Source organism: Streptomyces sp. NBC_01352 (assembly GCF_036237295.1).
Taxonomy (GTDB): domain Bacteria; phylum Actinomycetota; class Actinomycetes; order Streptomycetales; family Streptomycetaceae; genus Streptomyces; species Streptomyces plumbiresistens.
Genome location: NZ_CP108354.1, coordinates 2,366,202 through 2,382,675 on the forward strand (window position 1 = coordinate 2,366,202; position 16,474 = coordinate 2,382,675).

Here is a 16,474-nt window from a genome sequence, read left to right on the forward strand (position 1 = left end):
AGCTCACCGCGCTTCTCCGGAACCGCTTGAAAGCTCCGCGTACGCGGTCTCGTCACCTGACGACGAGGCCATCCGGCCGGGCGGTCCCTACCCGCACTGGGGGCCGCCCGGTTCTCGCACGCTCCCCTCCTGAAAGGAAGGTCCCCCACCGTGCGAAGAACCCGCATCCTCACGACCGTGCTGGCACTGGCGGCCGGCCTGCTCGCGGGCACCCCGCCCGCACTCGCCGCCGACCCCGCGCAGCCGGCGATCGCCGCCGACACCTACACCTGGAAGAACGCGCGTGTCGACGGCGGCGGCTTCGTCCCCGGCATCGTCTTCAACCGGACCGAGAAGGACCTCGCCTACGCCCGCACCGACATCGGTGGTGCCTACCGCTGGCAGGGGTCGACGAAGACCTGGACGCCCCTGCTGGACTCGGTCGGCTGGGACAATTGGGGGCACACGGGCGTGGCCAGTCTGGCCTCGGACTCCGTGGACCCCGACAAGGTGTACGCGGCCGTCGGCACGTACACGAACAGCTGGGATCCGGGAAACGGGGCCGTGCTCCGGTCCTCCGACCGGGGCGCCAGCTGGCAGAAGACCGATCTGCCCTTCAAGCTGGGCGGCAACATGCCCGGCCGGGGCATGGGTGAGCGTCTGGCCGTCGACCCGAACAGGAACAGCGTGCTGTATCTGGGCGCGCCGAGCGGCAAGGGCCTGTGGCGGTCGACGGACTCCGGTGTCACCTGGTCGCAGGTGGCGGGCTTCCCCAACGTCGGCAACTACGCGCAGGATCCGACCGACACCAGCGGCTACGCCAGCGACAACCAGGGCGTCACCTGGGTCACCTTCGACGAGTCGACGGGTACGTCGGGGAGCGCGACGAAGACGATCTACGTCGGGGTCGCCGACAAGGACAACGCGGTGTACCGCTCGACGGACGCGGGCGCGACCTGGTCTCGGCTGGCCGGACAGCCGACGGGATACCTCGCGCACAAGGGTGTACTGGATACCGAAAACGGCTATCTGTACATCGCATACAGCGACAAGGGTGGCCCCTACGACGGTGGCAAGGGCCGGCTGTGGCGGTACGCGACCGCGACCGGCACCTGGACGGACATCAGCCCGGTCGCCGAGGCGGACACCTACTACGGCTTCAGCGGGCTGACGGTGGACCGGCAGAAGCCAGGCACCGTCATGGCCACCGCATACAGTTCCTGGTGGCCGGACACCCAGATCTTCCGTTCCACGGACAGCGGCGGGACCTGGACGAAGGCGTGGGACTACACGTCGTATCCCACCCGTTCGAACCGCTACACGATGGACGTGTCGTCCTCCCCGTGGCTGACCTGGGGCGCGAACCCCTCGCCGCCCGAGCAGGCCCCGAAGCTCGGCTGGATGACCGAGTCGCTGGAGATCGACCCGTTCGACTCCGACCGGATGTTGTACGGGACGGGGGCGACGGTCTACGGCACGGAGAACCTGACCGGCTGGGACAGCGGAAGCCAGTTCACCATCAGGCCGATGGTGCAGGGGCTGGAGGAGACGGCGGTCCTCGACCTGGCGTCGCCGCCCTCGGGCGCCCCGCTGCTCAGCGCCCTCGGCGACATCGGCGGGTTCCGGCACACGGACCTGACCAAGGTCCCGGCGATGATGTTCACCTCGCCCAACTTCACCTCCACGACGAGTCTGGACTTCGCCGAGAGCAACCCGAACACGGTGGTCCGGGTCGGCAACCTGGACTCCGGTCCGCACATCGCGTTCTCGACGGACAACGGCGCCAACTGGTTCGCGGGGAGCGACCCTTCGGGCGTGAGCGGCGGCGGGACGGTCGCGGCGGCGGCCGACGGCAGCGGCTTCGTGTGGAGCCCGGCGGGCGCAGGGGTGCATTACACGACGGGCTTCGGTACGTCCTGGGCCGCGTCCAGCGGTATCCCGGCGGGCGCGATCGTCGAGTCGGACCGGGTCGACCCGAAGACCTTCTACGGCTTCAAGTCCGGGAAGTTCTACGTCAGTTCGGACGGCGGCGCGACCTTCACCGCGTCCTCGGCCATGGGTCTGCCCGCCGGGGACAGCGTGCGGTTCAAGGCGCTGCCCGGCACGAAGGGCGACGTGTGGCTGGCGGGCGGTGCGAGTGACGGCGCCTACGGGCTGTGGCACTCCACGGACGGCGGCGCGACCTTCGCCAAGCTCTCGGGCGTCGAGCAGGCCGACACGATCGGCTTCGGCAAGGCGGCGACGGGGGCGTCGTACCAGACGCTCTTCACCAGCGCGAAGATCGGCGGCGTACGCGGCATCTTCCGCTCCACCGACAAGGGCGCGACCTGGACCCGTGTCAACGACGATGCCCACCAGTGGGGTTGGACGGGCGAGACGATCACCGGTGACCCGCGGGTGTACGGCCGCGTGTACGTGGCGACGAACGGTCGCGGCGTCATCTACGGCGACAGCTCCGACACCGGTGGCGGAACGGATCCGGGACCGGGTCCCGACCCGAATCCGACCGGCGCCTGCACGGTGACGTACAAGGTCACCAACCAGTGGTCGGGCGGCTTCCAGGCCGACGTCCAGCTGGCCAACACCGGATCGACCGCCTGGAACGGCTGGTCACTCGGCTGGACGTTCCCGGACGGGCAGAAGGTCACGCAGGTGTGGAACGCCGAGTACGCGCAGTCGGGTTCGGCGGTGACGGCGAAGAACGTGGGCTGGAACGGCACGGTGGCGGCGGGCTCGTCGGTGGGCTTCGGCTTCACCGGGAGCTGGTCGGGCACGAACACGAAACCGGCGGCCTTCAAGCTGGGTGACCGGATCTGCACGGTGAGTTGACGGGCGGGAGGACCGAGGTGCGGTGGGTGCGTGTTCCCGAGGAGGCACGCACCCACCGTCGTTCACGGGGTGTAGACCGTCGGCCTCGGTGCCGTCGCCATCCCGTTGCCGATGAAGAAGCTCGGGTGCGGCGGCTGGTTGTATGCGGTGTTCTGCCAGGCCAGTGCCGTGCGGTACATCGTGTCGTGCAGCAAGGTCGTGATCTTGGTGCCGGTCTCGATCGGGGTCGAGTAGACGCGCAGGGCCGTGTTGTCCGACGTCGGCCAGACGACCTCCTCGCGCCAGTCGCCGAGGATGTCACCGGACAGGGACGGCGTGGACTTGGTGCCGTTGTTGGAGTGCACGCCGGATCCGGTCAGCAGGCGGGTGTCGCCGGAGGTGCCGTACTTGTCGATGCGGGTGCCGTCGAGGAGTTCGCGGACCGGGTCGCCGTCCCACCAGCTCAGGAAGTTGATGCTGGAGGGCTCGCGGCCGAGCGAGGCGCCGGTCGCCGAGCGCAGCGTGGTGTCGGAGGCGGACCAGGCCTCCGCGCCCGCGCTGCCGGCGTAGACGTCGGCAGCGACTCCGCGGCCGTTGTCGGCGCCGGAGGCCGTCTGCCACAAGAGGGAGCCGGTGCGTGCGTCGGCCATCCAGGAGCCGGGCTGGCCGGTGCTCTCGGAGACCTTGAAGTACTCCAGGCCCGCCCGGGAGGGATTGAGGTCGCCGACGTGGCCCGCGTCGCCGTGGCCGAGTTTCGTCGTCCACAGGCCGCCGCCGTTGTCGTCGACGGTCATCGCGCCGTACACGATCTCGTCCTTGCCGTCGGCGTCGACGTCCGCGATCGACAGGCTGTGGTTGCCCTGGCCGTCGTAGCCCTTGCCGCTGTTGGTGGAGGAGTTGGTGTCGAAGGTCCAGCGGCGGGTGAAGGCGCCGTTTCGCCAGTCCCAGGCGGCGATCACCGTGCGCGTGTAGTAGCCGCGCGCCATGATCAGGGACGGGCGCGAGCCGTCCAGGTACGCCGTACCGGCGAGGAAGCGGTCGACGCGGTTGCCGTACGAGTCGCCCCAGGAGGAGACCGTGCCGCGGGCCGGCACGTAGTCGACGGTCTGCATCGCCTTGCCGGTCTGGCCGTTGAACATGGTCAGGTACTCGGGGCCGGACAGCACGTAGCCGCTGGAGTTGCGGTGGTCGGCCGAGGAGCTGCCGATGACCGCGCCGGTGCCGTCCTTCGTGCCGTCGGCGGTCTTCATGGCGAGCTCGGCCTTGCCGTCGCCGTCGTAGTCGTACGCCTGGAACTGCGTGTAGTGGGCGCCGGAACGGATGTTGCGGCCCAGGTCGATGCGCCACAGGCGGGTGCCGTCGAGCTTGACGCCGTCGATGAACGTGTTGCCGGTGTAGCCGGACTGGGAGTTGTCCTTGGCGTTGGTCGGGTTCCACTTGAGGACGAAGTCGAGGGCGCCGTCGCCGTCTAGGTCGGCGGTGGAGGCGTCGTTGGCCTCGTAGGTGTAGGCGACGCCGTCGGGGGTGGTGCCGCCGGCGGGCGGGGTGATGGGCACGTCCTTGTAGCCGGTGCGGAGTTGGACGGCATGGACGGAGTCGGCCTGCTCCACGCCGCCGACGATCGCCCGGACCGTGTAGTCGGCCTGGGCGGGCGCGCCGGAGTGGAAGTAGTTCGTGGAGCCGGTGATCGGGGCGGAGTTGACCTTGGTGCCGGCCCGGTAGACGTTGAAGGACACGTCGTTCGGGTCGGTGCCGAGCCAGCGCCAGCTGACCAGGTTGCCGCTGTCGGTGTGCACGCTGACGACACCGCGGTCGAGCTTCTCGACCTGGCGGGCGGTGGCGGCCTCGGCGGTGTCGCTGCCGAGTGTCGTGGTGAGTCCGGCGCCGACGAGGGCCGCGACGGCGGTGGCCGCCGAGAGGAGCGCTCGACGTCTGCGGTGCCTGCGCGGGGACGGCTGCGGGTGCGGGTGCGGGTTCTGCACGGTGCGAACCTCCTGGGAGGACGGGCGTGTTCCGTTCCTCCTCAGTCGCCGCCGCGCGCACCGGCGTTGCCGTATGTTTCGGCCAATTCGGCGACCGTCCGGGCCAGCTTCGCGCGCAGCTCGGGCGGTTCGAGCACCTCGATGCCGGTGCCCAGGCGCAGGAACTCGGTGTGGGCGTGGTCGAGGGACTCGATGGGGACCGTGACGACGGTCCAGCCGTCGTCGTCCGTACGTCCACCGGTCTCCGGCTGCCCGGCGAGCCGTACGCCCGGCGCCAGGCGCACCACCGCCTCGCCCTGCCGGAGCCGGGCATGGAAGTCGCGCTGGTACGCCGTCCAGTACGCGGTCAGGTCGAAGTCGTCGGGGCGGACGAACTCCTCGTCGGTGGTGGTGAGCCGGAGGATCTGGTCGACGCGGAAGGTGCGGGGGCCGGGGCCGGCGACGACGTACCAGCGGCCTGCCTTGAGGACCAGGCCGTACGGTTCGAGGAGGCGCTCCACGTCGGTGGGTGTACGCCAACGACGGTATGCAATATGCAGGATGCGGTTGTTCCAGACCGCGTCGGCGACTGCGGACAGGTACGGCGTCTCGTCCTCGTCCGCGTACCAGCCGGGCGCGTCGAGGTGGAAGCGGCCGCTGATCCGGTCGGCCTGAGCGCGCAGTTCCGGCGGCAGGGCCGCGCGGACCTTGAGCTGGGCGGCGGCCAGGACGGAACCGAGCCCGAGGTCGGCGGCGGGACCGGGGGCTCCGGAGAGGAACAGGGCCTGCGCCTCGCCCTCGGTGAGGCCGGTGAGGCGGGTGCGGTAGCCGTCGAGGAGGCGGTAGCCGCCGGCGTGGCCCGCGTCGCCGTACAGCGGGATGCCGGCGGCACTGAGTGCTTCGACGTCCCGGTAGACGGTGCGGACGGAGACCTCCAGTTCCCCGGCGAGCTGGGCGGCGGTCATCCGCCCGCGGGTCTGGAGCAACAGGATGATGGACACCAGCCGACTCGACTTCACTGACACAGGATGTCAGTGAAGTCGCCCTAGCGTCGCGGCATGGCCTTCACGGAGAAACTGCTGACCGTGCCACCGCCGATCGAGGTGGCGGGGCGGCACATCAAGCGCTACCACGTCACCGCGGACCCGGCGGGCATCGCACCCGACGTGGCGAAGGCGGCGTACGAGATCCTGCCGGAGCTGCTGCCGAAGCCGGACGGGACGCCGCCGGCGACCTTCGTCGTCCTGCACCGGGGCGGTGACGACGGTGCCTATCTGAACGCGTACAGCTGGGTGTGGGACAACGTCCTGCACTTCCGGGGCGCCGCGGCGGGTGAGCCCGTCCTCGGCTGCCCGGACAGCGACCCCACGCACTTCGTCACGCCGGACCTGCCGTGGATCGGCTGTGTCTGGGAGCTGCCGCCGATCCTGCACGAACGGGACGCCTGGGTACGGCACCTGCTGACCCCCGAAGTCCCGGACCTGGGCGCCTACTTGACCGATTCACTGCCCGCCGGAACCACTGGAGACCGCTGATGAGCAGCCCGCGCGACTTCGACTTCCTCCACGGCGAGTGGGAGGTCCGCCACCGCCGCCGCACCGACTTCCTCGACCCGGACAGCGGTTGGGAGGAGTTCGGGGCGACGAGCCGCTGCTGGAGCCTGTTCGACGGGGCCGCGAACATCGACGAGATCGACATGCCGCACCTGGGGTCGAAGGGGCTGACGCTGCGGCTCTTCGACCGGGAGAACGAACGCTGGTCGCTGAACTGGTCCTCCAGCCGCAGCGGAAAGCTGTTCCCGCCGGTGACCGGCCGCTTCGAGGGCGGCCGTGGCGAGTTTTACGGCGACGACACGTACGACGGGAAGGACGTGCGGGTGCGGTTCGTGTGGTCCGGGATCTCCGCCACCACGGCCCGCTGGGAGCAGGCCTTCTCGGTGGACGGCGGGGCCACCTGGGTGACCAACTGGTCCATGGACTTCAGTCGGCCTTCCGGAACGCCAGCACCGTGAACACGGGGTCCGGGCGCGGCCGGTCCTGGTCGGGCAGCGCCTGAAGCCGCGCGGCGAACCGTTCGGCGAGCGGATCGCCCGGCGGCAGTCGCGTGAACCAGCCGCGCCGCAGGTCGGCGACCGTACTGCGTGGGCTGCGGCCCTGGCCGAGACCGGGGAAGCGGGCCCGGCCGGCCGAATCCAGTCCGCTGTCGACTGCATACGATGTGACGGTCGCGGTGGCGTCCTGGGCCGGCCGGCGCGGGCGCGGCGCGAGGACCGCGTCGATGTCGCTGCCCACGTCGTGTGCGGCGGCCTTGTCGACGGTGGTGACGTACACGCCGCCGGGCCGCAGTACGCGGGCGCACTCGGCGACGACCGCCCGGACCTCGCCGGGGCCGTCGAGGAGATGCAGCAGCCACACACTGGTGACGGCGTCGAACGTCCCGTCGGGAAACGGCAGCCGACGGCTGTCCGCGAGGACGATCGCCCCGGGCAGCCGTCCCGCCGCCATCCGGGCCATCCCGTACGTCAGGTCCGCGCCCGTCACCCGCAGAGCGGGCCGGGCCGCCGCCAGGCGCCGGGTCACGATCCCCGTGCCGCAGGCGACGTCCAGGAGGCGGCGGGCGGCGGCGGGGACCAGGCCGAGGACCGCGTCGGCGGCCGCGGCGGCTCTGGGCTCGCCGCCGCGGGTGGCGTCGTAGGCGTCGGCCTCCTTGTCGTAGTCCAGCACCTGCGTCACTGGGCTCCGTGGCCGGGGGCGAGCGCCTCCACTTTCCTCGCTAGCTCGAAGTCCAGCTCGGTCACGGCCCCGCCCGCACTGTGGGTGTTCACGGTGAGGGAGACGGTGTTGTAGCCGAGGGTGAGATCCGAGTGGTGGTCGAGCTTCTCCTGGACCTGGGCGATGTGGACGACCATCGCCGTGGCGGCGAAGTGCGTGCCGAGCCGGTAGGAACGGGCGAGCCGGTCCCCGTCGAGCGACCAGCCCGGCAGCTCCGCGAGCCGGTCCTCGATCTCCTTCTGCGACAGCGGTTCCACGGGCATGGCCGCGCTCCTTCCTGGATGCCGGGGTACGTCTTCAGCCTGCCACAGCCGGGCCGCTTGGGCCCTGGTCAAGGCCTGGTGAGGAGGGTTCCCGATGGTCAGCCGGGGACGCACTCGGCCGCGAGGTCGTCGGCCAGCGCGGCGATCCGGGTGCGGCCCTCGACCCGCTCCACCCAGACGTGCGGCAGTCCGACGTCGCCGTGCCGGGCACCGAGGAGGTTGCCGCAGATGGAGCCGGTGGAGTCGCTGTCGCCCGAGTGGTTGACGGAAAGGAGCAGGGCGTCCTCCACGCCGGTCGCGGCGAGCGCGCAGTAGACGCCGATGGCCAGGGCCTCCTCGGCGACCCAGCCCGCGCCGAGGGACTCGACCTTCTCCGCGGTCGGCGCCCCCTCCGCGGCCAGGTCGACGGCCCGGCGCAGCGCGGCCGAGGTCTCCTCGTGACCCGGGTGGCGCTCCAGCTCGCGCAGGGCGCGCAGTACCGAGCCCTCCAGGGAGTCCCCGGCGACCAGATGCGCCACGATCGCGGCGAACGCGCCCGCCGCGTAGTAGCCGGTGGGGTGGCCGTGGGTGATCTGGGCACCGCGGGCCGCCATGGCGAAGGCAGCGTCGGCGGGGGCGGCGAGTCCGAAGGGGGCCGAGCGCATCACCGCGCCGCAGCCCTTGGAGTCGGGGTTGACCTGACCCGGTTTGCCGTCGAGTTCGAGCCACGGGTCGGGGGCGTACATCTGGGCGACTCCGGACAGGCAGGCGTTGCCGGGGGCGCGGCGGGAGTACAGCCAGGTCTCGCTGATCAGACCCCCGGCGGGAGCGCCGCTGTGTGCCGGTGCGGCCTGCTCCGGGCCCGGCTTCGTCTGGGTCTCCAGCCAGCGTTCGTACGCCTGGCGCAGCAGCACGGCCCAGCCGCCGCCGATGCCCTTCTCCCGTTCCCGTGCGTGGGCCTGGATGATGGCCTCGACGGTGAACAGGGTCATCTGCGTGTCGTCGCTGATCCGGCCCAGCACGCCGTGCGCGCCGGGCACGAACCCCGTCACCCCGCGCTCGCCGTGGGAGACGCGGATGCGGTCCAGGGAGGAGAACTCGATGGGATAGCCGAGGGCGTCGCCGACCGCCCCGCCCAGGAGGCACCCTCGCACTCTGGCGCGGTACACCGCGGCGGTCTCCAAGGTCGGCTTCGGCGGCCAGCTCATGCACCCACTCCTCAACTGAACACGGACGACTGTCGATTGCTGATCGTTGATCGTTGATTGTCTACAGTCGCCGGTATCTCGACTACGGTCGTTCGCCTTCTTCGTCACGGTTGTCCGCCGACTGTCGTCGGTCTGCCGCTGCGACTTCTCGTCGACTGCGGCCGTTCCTCGACTACGGTCGTCCGTATGACCATTCTCGCGTCCGGTTCCGCCGCGTCCTCCGGCACCCCCGCCGACCGGGGTGTGGGCCCGCTGTTGCGGGCCTGGCGGGAGCAGCGGCGGGTCAGTCAGCTGGAGCTGGCCTTGCGTGCCGACTCCTCGGCCCGGCACATCAGCTTCATCGAGACGGGCCGTTCCCGGCCGAGCGAGGAGATGGTGCTGCGGCTGGCCGAGCACCTCGATGTCCCCGTCCGTGAGCGCAACGCCCTGCTGCTGGCGGCCGGTTACGCCCCGCACTACTCGGAAACCCCGCTGGACGACCCCGCGCTGGAGGCCTTGCGCGAGGGCATGGAGCGGCTGATTCAGGGCTACGAGCCGTATCCGGCGCTCGTGCTCGACGCGATGTACAACGTGCTCGCGGCCAACCGGGGCATCCTGATGCTGCTCGACGGCATCCCGGAGTTCCTGCTCGCGCCGCCGCTGAACGCGATGCGGCTGACCCTGCACCCGCAGGGCCTGGCTCCCCGCATCCGCAACCTCCGTGAGTGGCGCGGGCATCTGCTGGCGCAGATGGAGCGGCACATCGCCCTGTACCGCTCGGATCCGCTGCGGGAGCTGTACGAGGAGGTCGCCGCCTACCCTGTGCCGGAGGCGGCCGGCGACGGGCGGGACGGACAACCGGCCGAGCCCGTCCCCTACTTCGCGCTGCCGATGCAGATCGAGCACGAGGGCCGGACGCTGTCGTTCATCTCGTCCATCTCCACCTTCAACACACCCATGGACGTGACGGTCGCCGAGCTGGCCATCGAGACACTGCTCCCGGCCGACCCGGCGACGGTCAAGTACCTTCACTCACTGATGTCCTGACGGGCTTTCAGGGCCACGTGCTGCACCAGGGCGAAGCCGCCGACAGTGAGGGCCTGCAGCACGGTCCACACGGCGCCGGCCGTGGTCGGCGACAGCCACAGGCCAAGGGCGACGAAACTCAGCGCCGCCCAGGCCAGGTTGGCCTCGATCACGGCCCGGACCGGCAGCGCGGCCGGGCGGGCACGGGCGGCAAGGAGGCCGACGGCGACCGCGTACACCGTGAGGAAGACACCGAGTCCGAGCAGCAGCCCGGAGCCGGTCCCGAGGAAGCGCCCCAGCGGGCCGGACGCGGCGAGGTAGGCGAGGCCGTTCGCCCCGGTCACCGCCGCGTCCAGGGCGAGGAAGCGACGCAGCATGGTGTGCGGGTCCGAGGTCCGGGCGAGCGCGGCGATCTGGGTCGCGGACATGACGAATCACCCTCCGTCGAGGTCGGGTCGGGGCAGTGGGATGCCGGGTCCCGGACCGGAGTGCGCCGGCCCGGAACCCGTTGCCCTCACGATCCCGTCCGCCGACGCCATCGTCGATTACCCCGGAGGTAATCCCCACGGCGATGAAGGGTCTTGTCCCCGCCCGCTGGGACTGGTGTGACCGACAGCGGAACGTGGCACACTGCACGCAAGCTTCGACGCGTAGGGGAGGCGTGGCGTGAGTGAGCGGCGTCCTGCGCCCACCGTGGGTCAGGTGGTGCTCGGCAGACGCCTGCAGGAACTGCGGGAGGCGGCCGGCCTCAAGCGCGAGGAGGCCGCGCAGGTGCTGCGGGTGGCCCCGGCGACCGTACGGCGGATGGAAATGGCCGAGGTCGCGCTGAAGATACCGTATGTCCAGGTGTTGTTGGAGACGTACGGCGTCGGCGGCGACGAGACGGCCGCCTTCGTGGACCTGGCCGAGGAGGCCAACCAGCCGGGCTGGTGGCAGCGGTTCCACGATGTGCTGCCGGACTGGTTCAGCCTGTACGTGAGTCTGGAGGGCGCCGCCCGGATCATCCGTTCCTACGAACCGCACTTCGTGCCGGGGCTGTTGCAGACCGAGGCGTACGCCCGGGCCGTGATGGAGGCGGGGACGATCGGGCAGGCGGGACCGGAGACGATCGAGCGGCATGTGTCCCTGCGCATGGAGCGGCAGCGGCTGCTGGAGCGCCCGGACCCGCCCCACCTGTGGGTGATCATGGACGAGACGGTGCTGCGGCGGCCGGTGAGCATCCACGGCGAGGTCATGCGCGAGCAGTTGGACAGGCTCCTGGAGTTGGCCGAGCGCGACCGGGTGACGCTGCAGGTCGCGGAGTTCTCGCAGGGCCCGCATCCGGGGACGTACGCGCCGTTCTCGTTGTTCCGCTTCGGCGAGCAGGAGCTGCCCGACATGGTCTTCACCGAGTACCTCACCGGCGCTCTGTATCTCGACTCCCGCAAGGAGGTCGCGACGCACCTCGAGGTCCTGGACCACATGTCGGCGCGTGCCGCGTCGGCCGAGCGCACCAAGAAGCTGCTCCGGGAGCGCCGCGAGGACTTCTGAACCCTCTCGCTTGCCCCCGCCCCCCCTGCCTTCCTCCTGCCCTTCCCCCTGCACGTTTCCGCACCGCCCCGCCTTGATCCCGAGGAGACGACGCCGTATGACCGGATCCGACGCCGCGTCCGCTCGTATCGACACCAGCCGGCCGCATCCGGCCCGGGTGTACGACTGGTGGCTGGGCGGCAAGGACAACTACCCGGTGGTGGCCATGCACATGGGTACTAGGCAATGCGTTACCCGGCATGGGTGCGCATTCAGGGAAAAGGGTCAAGCGCAAGCTGAGAACATCAACGATGATCGCAAAGCGAAAGCACAACGATGATGCGTTCGCAACACGAACGATGATGATGCTGCGCATGGTGGCAACAGCGTGCACCACGCATGGGTGTGCGTGATAAGGAATGCGGTGCAGCAATAGCGTAATCGCAATGCACAATGCGAATAACGCTTAGCGGGAATACGTTCAATTCAAGCCCGGTGCTTTAGGAATTCTGACCCCCGTGCTTCCAGAAAAACAACCCACCCCCCATTCAATACGCGTGGCCGTGAATAGAAGCGAACAGCGTGAATGCACCTATTCAGCCGACGACGACGTGAATACATCAGCCGTCGTCGCAGGTCAGGTACCCCGGGGGGGTAGGGGTATCACCGAAAATCAAGATCAACCGGGACGAGGAGCTGGCCCGCAAGATCCTCGCCGTGGACGACACGGTGCTGCGCGGGGCGCGGGCCAACCGCCGGTTCATGCAGCGGGCGACCAGGGTGGTCGCCGAGGCGGGGATACGTCAGTTCCTGGACATCGGCACCGGCATTCCCACCGAGCCGAACCTGCACCAGGTGGCGCAGGGTGTGGCGCCGGAGTCGAGGGTCGTGTACGCGGACCACGACCCGATCGTGCTGCGGCACGCGGAGACCCTGCTGCACGGTTCGGCGGAGGGGTCGACCGACTACATCCACGCGGACGTGCGCGACCCCGACACGATCCTGCGCCTCGCGGCTCAGTCCCTGGACTTCGGGCAGCCCGTCGCCCTGTCGCTGGTGGCCCTGACGCACTACCTCGGTGACGCGGCCGACGGCGACGACGTGCACGGTCTGCTGAAGCGGTACGTCGAGTTCCTCGCCCCCGGCAGCTATCTGGTTTTGTCGCAGGTCACCCCCGATCTGAACCCGGAGGCGATCCAGAAGGCCGCCGAGCACTTCCGCCGCAGCGGCACCCCCTTCTTCCCCCGTTCGCTCGCCGAGTTCTCGCGCTTCTTCGACGGCCTGGAACTCCTCGGTCCCGGCGTGATCCCGGTCTCCGGGTGGCGGCCCGAGCCGGAGGACGTGGCGGTGCAGGCCGAGGGCATCGTGCCGGTGTACGCGGGTGTCGCCCGCAAGTCCTGACCCGGACGGCGGCCGCCGGCGGGTGCGGGACCCGTACGGGTGCCGTCAGCGGGTGCGTTCCCCTGTCCCGCCCTAGGTTCGAATGAGCCGCCGGCAAGCACGGGAGCAAGGGAGCGCAGGTGACCGACACCCGGAACGTCCACGGCCCGCGCCACCGGCGGACCGCCGGCGGGGCGGGGGATGTCTGATGCCCTCGGACACGGTGCTGTACCAGGCGGCGGCGCTCTGCCTGACCTACCCGGACGACGCTTTCCGCGCCCGGCTGCCGCTGCTGCGCGAAGCCGCCCCGCAGCTGCGGGAGTTCGCGGACCACGCGGCCGTCACGCCCGCGCGGGAACTGGCGGCGCACTACGTCCAGGTCTTCGACGGCGAGAGCCGGCACAGCCTGTACCTGAGTTGCTGGCGGGACGGCGACGTGCGGCGGCGGGGCAGGTCGCCGGCCGGCTTCAAGGACGCGTACCGGGCGCACGGCCTGGAGTTCACCGGCGAGGAGGTGCCCGACTACCTGCCCGCCGTGCTGGAGTTCGCGGCCCGCACCGGCGACACCTGCCTGCTCACCGAACACCGCGACGGCCTGGAGCGACTCCGCGCCCGGCTCACCGACTTCGGTACACCGTATGCATCCGTCCTGGATGCCGTATGCGCGACACTGCCGACTGCATACACCTGAGCGCGTCGACGACCACACACTGCCGACTGCATACACGGGAGCGCGCCGCCGACGACCCTGCTCTGCCGGGGAACTAGGCCGCCCCGCCCTTCTCGTCCCTCCCGTCCTGCCGACCGCCCTGGTCCCTGTCGTCGTCGACGATCTCCGCGTCCACCACTCCCTCCTCGTCCTGCGAGGAGGTGTCCCGGCCGCCGGTGCCCGTGTCCTCCGTGCCGGTCTGGCCGCCGGCGGCCTGGGCGTACATCGCCTGGCCCATCTTCTGGCTGACGGAGGCGAGTTTCTCGACGCCGGTGCGCAGGGCGTTCGTCTCGGCGTTCTGCTCCAGGAGCTGTTTCAGCTCGGCGACGGCGGACTCGACCTCGGACTTGGTGTCCGCGGGGACCTTGTCGCCGTTCTCGCGGACGAACTTCTCGGTCTGGTAGACGAGTTGTTCGGCCTGGTTGCGGGTCTCGGCGGCCTCGCGGCGTTTGCGGTCCTCCTCGGCGTACTGCTCGGCGTCCCGCATCATGCGGTCGATGTCGTCCTTGGGGAGGGCCGAGCCGCCGGTCACGGTCATCTTCTGTTCACGGCCGGTGGCGAGGTCCTTGGCAAAGACGTGCATGATGCCGTTGGCGTCGATGTCGAAGGCGACCTCGATCTGCGGGACGCCGCGCGGGGCGGGCGGCAGGCCGGTGAGGTCGAAGACGCCGAGCTTCTTGTTGTAGGCGGCGATCTCGCGTTCGCCCTGGTAGACCTGGATGCCGACCGAGGGCTGGTTGTCGGTGGCGGTGGTGAAGATCTCCGAACGGCGCGTGGGGATCGTCGTGTTGCGTTCGATGAGCTTGGTCATGATGCCGCCCTTGGTCTCGATGCCCAGGGACAGCGGGGTGACGTCGAGCAGGAGGACGTCCTTGACGTCGCCGCGGATGACGCCCGCCTGGAGGGCCGCGCCGACGGCCACGACCTCGTCGGGGTTGACGCCCTTGTGCGGGTCCTTGCCGGTGAGTTCCTTGACCAGGTCGGTGACGGCGGGCATGCGGGTGGAGCCGCCGACGAGGATGACGTGGTCGATCGCGGCGAGCTTGATGCCGGCGTCCTTGACCGCCTGGTGGAAGGGGGTCTTGCAGCGGTCGAGGAGGTCGGCGGTCAGCTCCTGGAACTGGGCGCGGGTCAGTTTCTCGTCGAGGTGCAGGGGGCCTTCGGCGGAGGCGGTGACGTAGGGGAGGTTGATCGTCGTCTCGGAGGACGAGGACAGTTCGATCTTGGCTTTCTCGGCGCCCTCGCGCAGCCGCTGCAGGGCCATCTTGTCGTTGCCGAGGTCGATGCCGTACTGGCCCTTGAACTTCTTCACCAGGTACTCGACGACCCGCTGGTCCCAGTCGTCGCCGCCGAGGTGGGTGTCGCCGTTGGTCGCCTTGACCTCGATGACGCCGTCGCCGATCTCCAGCAGCGACACGTCGAAGGTGCCGCCGCCGAGGTCGAAGACGAGGACGGTCTGTTCCTCGCCCCGGTCGAGGCCGTAGGCGAGAGCGGCGGCCGTGGGCTCGTTGATGATCCTGAGCACCTTCAGGCCCGCGATCTCCCCGGCCTCCTTGGTGGCCTGGCGCTGGGTGTCGTCGAAGTAGGCGGGGACGGTGATCACCGCGTCGGTGACGTCCTCCCCCAGGTAGGACTCCGCGTCGCGCTTCAGCTTCTGCAGCACCCGCGCGGACAGCTCCTGGGCCCGGTAGCGGTTGCCGTCGACGGCGCCCTGCTCGGGAAAGCGCCAGTTCGCGTCGCCCATGTGGCGCTTCATGGAGCGCGCGGTGCGCTCGACGTTCGTGACGGCCTGCCGTTTGGCGACCTCGCCGACGAGCACTTCGCCGTTCTTGGCGAAGGCCACGACCGACGGTGTGGTCCTGGCCCCCTCCGCATTCGCGACGACCGTGGGTTCGCCGCCCTCCAGGACGGCCACCACCGAGTTCGTGGTGCCCAGATCGATTCCGACCGCACGTCCCATCGCTGTCCCCTTCCGCCAGGGCCTTCCGCCAGGGAGCCTTCCCGCAGCCTTCCCGCAGCCTTCCCGCAGCCTTCCCGCAGCCTTCCCGCAGCCTTCCCGCAGCCTTCCCGCACTCCAGCAGAAAACTTGAGTGCGTTCTTGTCAATGGGTGGGGCTTGTCAGCTCGTCATCGGAGGGCTCCTGTCAAACGTACGGGTACCCCAGGGCGCGCTCGTCCTGCCTGCCGCCCCGGAGGGCGACCGCCCGCCGGGGCCGGTCGGTGATCAGGACGTCCACGCGCGGGTCCGCGAGAAAGGCGCGCATCGGGGCGTCCTCGTTGACCGTCCAGACCATGGTGTGCAGGCCGTGCCGGGCCGCTTCGCGCAGGACGTTCGCGCGTGCCAGCGCCTGGTGCACGGCGACCCCGGTCGCGCCGCAGGCGCGGACCCGACGCATGGGCAGCAGCTCGCTCAGCCGGGTCCGTGCCAGCCGGGCCGGGGCGATCTGGGTGCGGTCGCGGCCCAGGGACAGGGCCGTGCGCACGGCGGGGAACGCGCGCCTGATGGCGGCGACGGAGGCGTCCTCCAGGGTCGTGGCGACGAAGCCGTCCGTGCCGAGCAGGGCGATCGCCCGGTCGATCAGTTCGCGCTCGTGGCCCGTGTCCTTCAGGTCCAGGTGCCCGACGAGCTTCCCGGCGATCAGGGACATGACCTCCTCGACGACCGGTACGGCGTATCCGGCGCGGTCGCTGAGCTCGGCGTGCGTGATCCGTGACAGGAGCGGTCCCAAGTGCGCGACCCGGGGGTCGTGGTAGACGACGAAGACGCCGTCGGCCGTACGCCGGATGTCGAACTCGGCGTACTCGGCGCCGGAGGCGAGCGCGTCCTCGTACGCCGCCCAGGTGGCGGCGGCGGCGCGTTCGGATCCTCCCCGGTGGGCCGACACGGCGGGTCGTCGCGGCAC

Annotated in this window: 15 protein-coding genes and 1 pseudogene; 8 read left to right on the forward strand and 8 right to left on the reverse strand. The window is 70.3% G+C overall.

Annotated elements, in window-relative coordinates:
- The first annotated feature begins 150 nt into the window (after window positions 1–150).
- Window positions 151–2,808 (forward strand): cellulose binding domain-containing protein, encoded by a 2,658-nt coding sequence (locus OG252_RS11155; protein WP_329335617.1) that lies wholly within the window; start codon window positions 151–153, stop codon window positions 2,806–2,808.
- Window positions 2,809–2,870: 62 nt separating this feature from the next.
- Here OG252_RS11155 and OG252_RS11160 read toward each other — a convergent pair whose 3' ends face one another.
- Both OG252_RS11160 and OG252_RS11165 read right to left on the reverse strand, forming a co-directional pair.
- Window positions 2,871–4,769: a rhamnogalacturonan lyase gene (locus tag OG252_RS11160; RefSeq protein ID WP_266450069.1), complete on the reverse strand. Its 1,899-nt coding sequence runs from the start codon at window positions 4,767–4,769 to the stop codon at window positions 2,871–2,873.
- A gap of 41 nt (window positions 4,770–4,810) precedes the next feature.
- A complete protein-coding gene (locus tag OG252_RS11165) occupies window positions 4,811–5,767 on the reverse strand; it encodes a helix-turn-helix transcriptional regulator (protein ID WP_266450068.1) in 957 nt (318 codons plus the stop codon).
- A gap of 39 nt (window positions 5,768–5,806) precedes the next feature.
- Between OG252_RS11165 and OG252_RS11170 the strand changes: the two genes are divergently transcribed.
- A complete protein-coding gene (locus tag OG252_RS11170; protein WP_329335622.1) occupies window positions 5,807–6,283 on the forward strand; it encodes a hypothetical protein in 477 nt (158 codons plus the stop codon).
- A complete protein-coding gene (locus OG252_RS11175; protein WP_329335624.1) occupies window positions 6,283–6,759 on the forward strand; it encodes a hypothetical protein in 477 nt (158 codons plus the stop codon). Before OG252_RS11170 ends, OG252_RS11175 begins: the two co-directional genes overlap by 1 nt.
- Here the strand turns inward: OG252_RS11175 and OG252_RS11180 are convergent.
- The 3 genes from OG252_RS11180 to OG252_RS11190 all read right to left on the reverse strand — a co-directional run bounded on the left by OG252_RS11180 (window position 6,728) and on the right by OG252_RS11190 (window position 8,969).
- The gene (locus OG252_RS11180) at window positions 6,728–7,471 is read right to left on the reverse strand and encodes a class I SAM-dependent methyltransferase (RefSeq protein WP_266453029.1); all 744 of its coding nucleotides are present in this window, start codon (window positions 7,469–7,471) and stop codon (window positions 6,728–6,730) included. The genes OG252_RS11175 and OG252_RS11180 overlap by 32 nt on opposite strands.
- A gap of 5 nt (window positions 7,472–7,476) precedes the next feature.
- Window positions 7,477–7,782: a 4a-hydroxytetrahydrobiopterin dehydratase gene (locus tag OG252_RS11185; RefSeq protein WP_266450063.1), complete on the reverse strand. Its 306-nt coding sequence runs from the start codon at window positions 7,780–7,782 to the stop codon at window positions 7,477–7,479.
- Window positions 7,783–7,880: 98 nt separating this feature from the next.
- On the reverse strand, window positions 7,881–8,969 hold the full coding sequence (locus tag OG252_RS11190) for an ADP-ribosylglycohydrolase family protein (RefSeq protein ID WP_329335626.1): 1,089 nt from the start codon (window positions 8,967–8,969) through the stop codon (window positions 7,881–7,883).
- 186 nt (window positions 8,970–9,155) lie between these two features.
- Here OG252_RS11190 and OG252_RS11195 point away from each other — a divergent pair, with 186 nt between their 5' ends.
- Complete coding sequence (locus OG252_RS11195; RefSeq protein ID WP_266450059.1) at window positions 9,156–9,995, forward strand: helix-turn-helix domain-containing protein; 840 nt, start codon at window positions 9,156–9,158, stop codon at window positions 9,993–9,995.
- Here OG252_RS11195 and OG252_RS11200 read toward each other — a convergent pair.
- Window positions 9,977–10,402, reverse strand: coding sequence for a hypothetical protein (locus OG252_RS11200; protein ID WP_329335629.1), 426 nt, complete (start codon window positions 10,400–10,402; stop codon window positions 9,977–9,979). The two genes, OG252_RS11195 and OG252_RS11200, sit on opposite strands and share 19 nt — an antisense overlap.
- A gap of 238 nt (window positions 10,403–10,640) precedes the next feature.
- Between OG252_RS11200 and OG252_RS11205 the strand changes: the two genes are divergently transcribed.
- The 4 genes and pseudogenes from OG252_RS11205 to narJ all read left to right on the forward strand — a co-directional run bounded on the left by OG252_RS11205 (window position 10,641) and on the right by narJ (window position 13,554).
- On the forward strand, window positions 10,641–11,504 hold the full coding sequence (locus OG252_RS11205) for a helix-turn-helix domain-containing protein (protein WP_266450056.1): 864 nt from the start codon (window positions 10,641–10,643) through the stop codon (window positions 11,502–11,504).
- A 97-nt stretch (window positions 11,505–11,601) separates the two neighbouring features.
- Complete coding sequence (locus OG252_RS52330) at window positions 11,602–11,823, forward strand: SAM-dependent methyltransferase (RefSeq protein WP_443068397.1); 222 nt, start codon at window positions 11,602–11,604, stop codon at window positions 11,821–11,823.
- A gap of 347 nt (window positions 11,824–12,170) precedes the next feature.
- Window positions 12,171–12,884 (forward strand): annotated as a pseudogene (locus tag OG252_RS11215) (SAM-dependent methyltransferase); the annotation flags it as partial.
- Between the two features lie 187 nt (window positions 12,885–13,071).
- A complete protein-coding gene (narJ, locus tag OG252_RS11220) occupies window positions 13,072–13,554 on the forward strand; it encodes a nitrate reductase molybdenum cofactor assembly chaperone (protein ID WP_329335632.1) in 483 nt (160 codons plus the stop codon).
- A gap of 73 nt (window positions 13,555–13,627) precedes the next feature.
- Here the strand turns inward: narJ and dnaK are convergent, their stop codons facing one another.
- Both dnaK and OG252_RS11230 read right to left on the reverse strand, forming a co-directional pair.
- Window positions 13,628–15,532, reverse strand: coding sequence for a molecular chaperone DnaK (dnaK, locus tag OG252_RS11225; protein WP_329335634.1), 1,905 nt, complete (start codon window positions 15,530–15,532; stop codon window positions 13,628–13,630).
- A 183-nt stretch (window positions 15,533–15,715) separates the two neighbouring features.
- Entirely contained in the window at window positions 15,716–16,474 is a 759-nt protein-coding gene (locus OG252_RS11230; protein ID WP_329335636.1) for a glycerophosphodiester phosphodiesterase family protein, read from the reverse strand.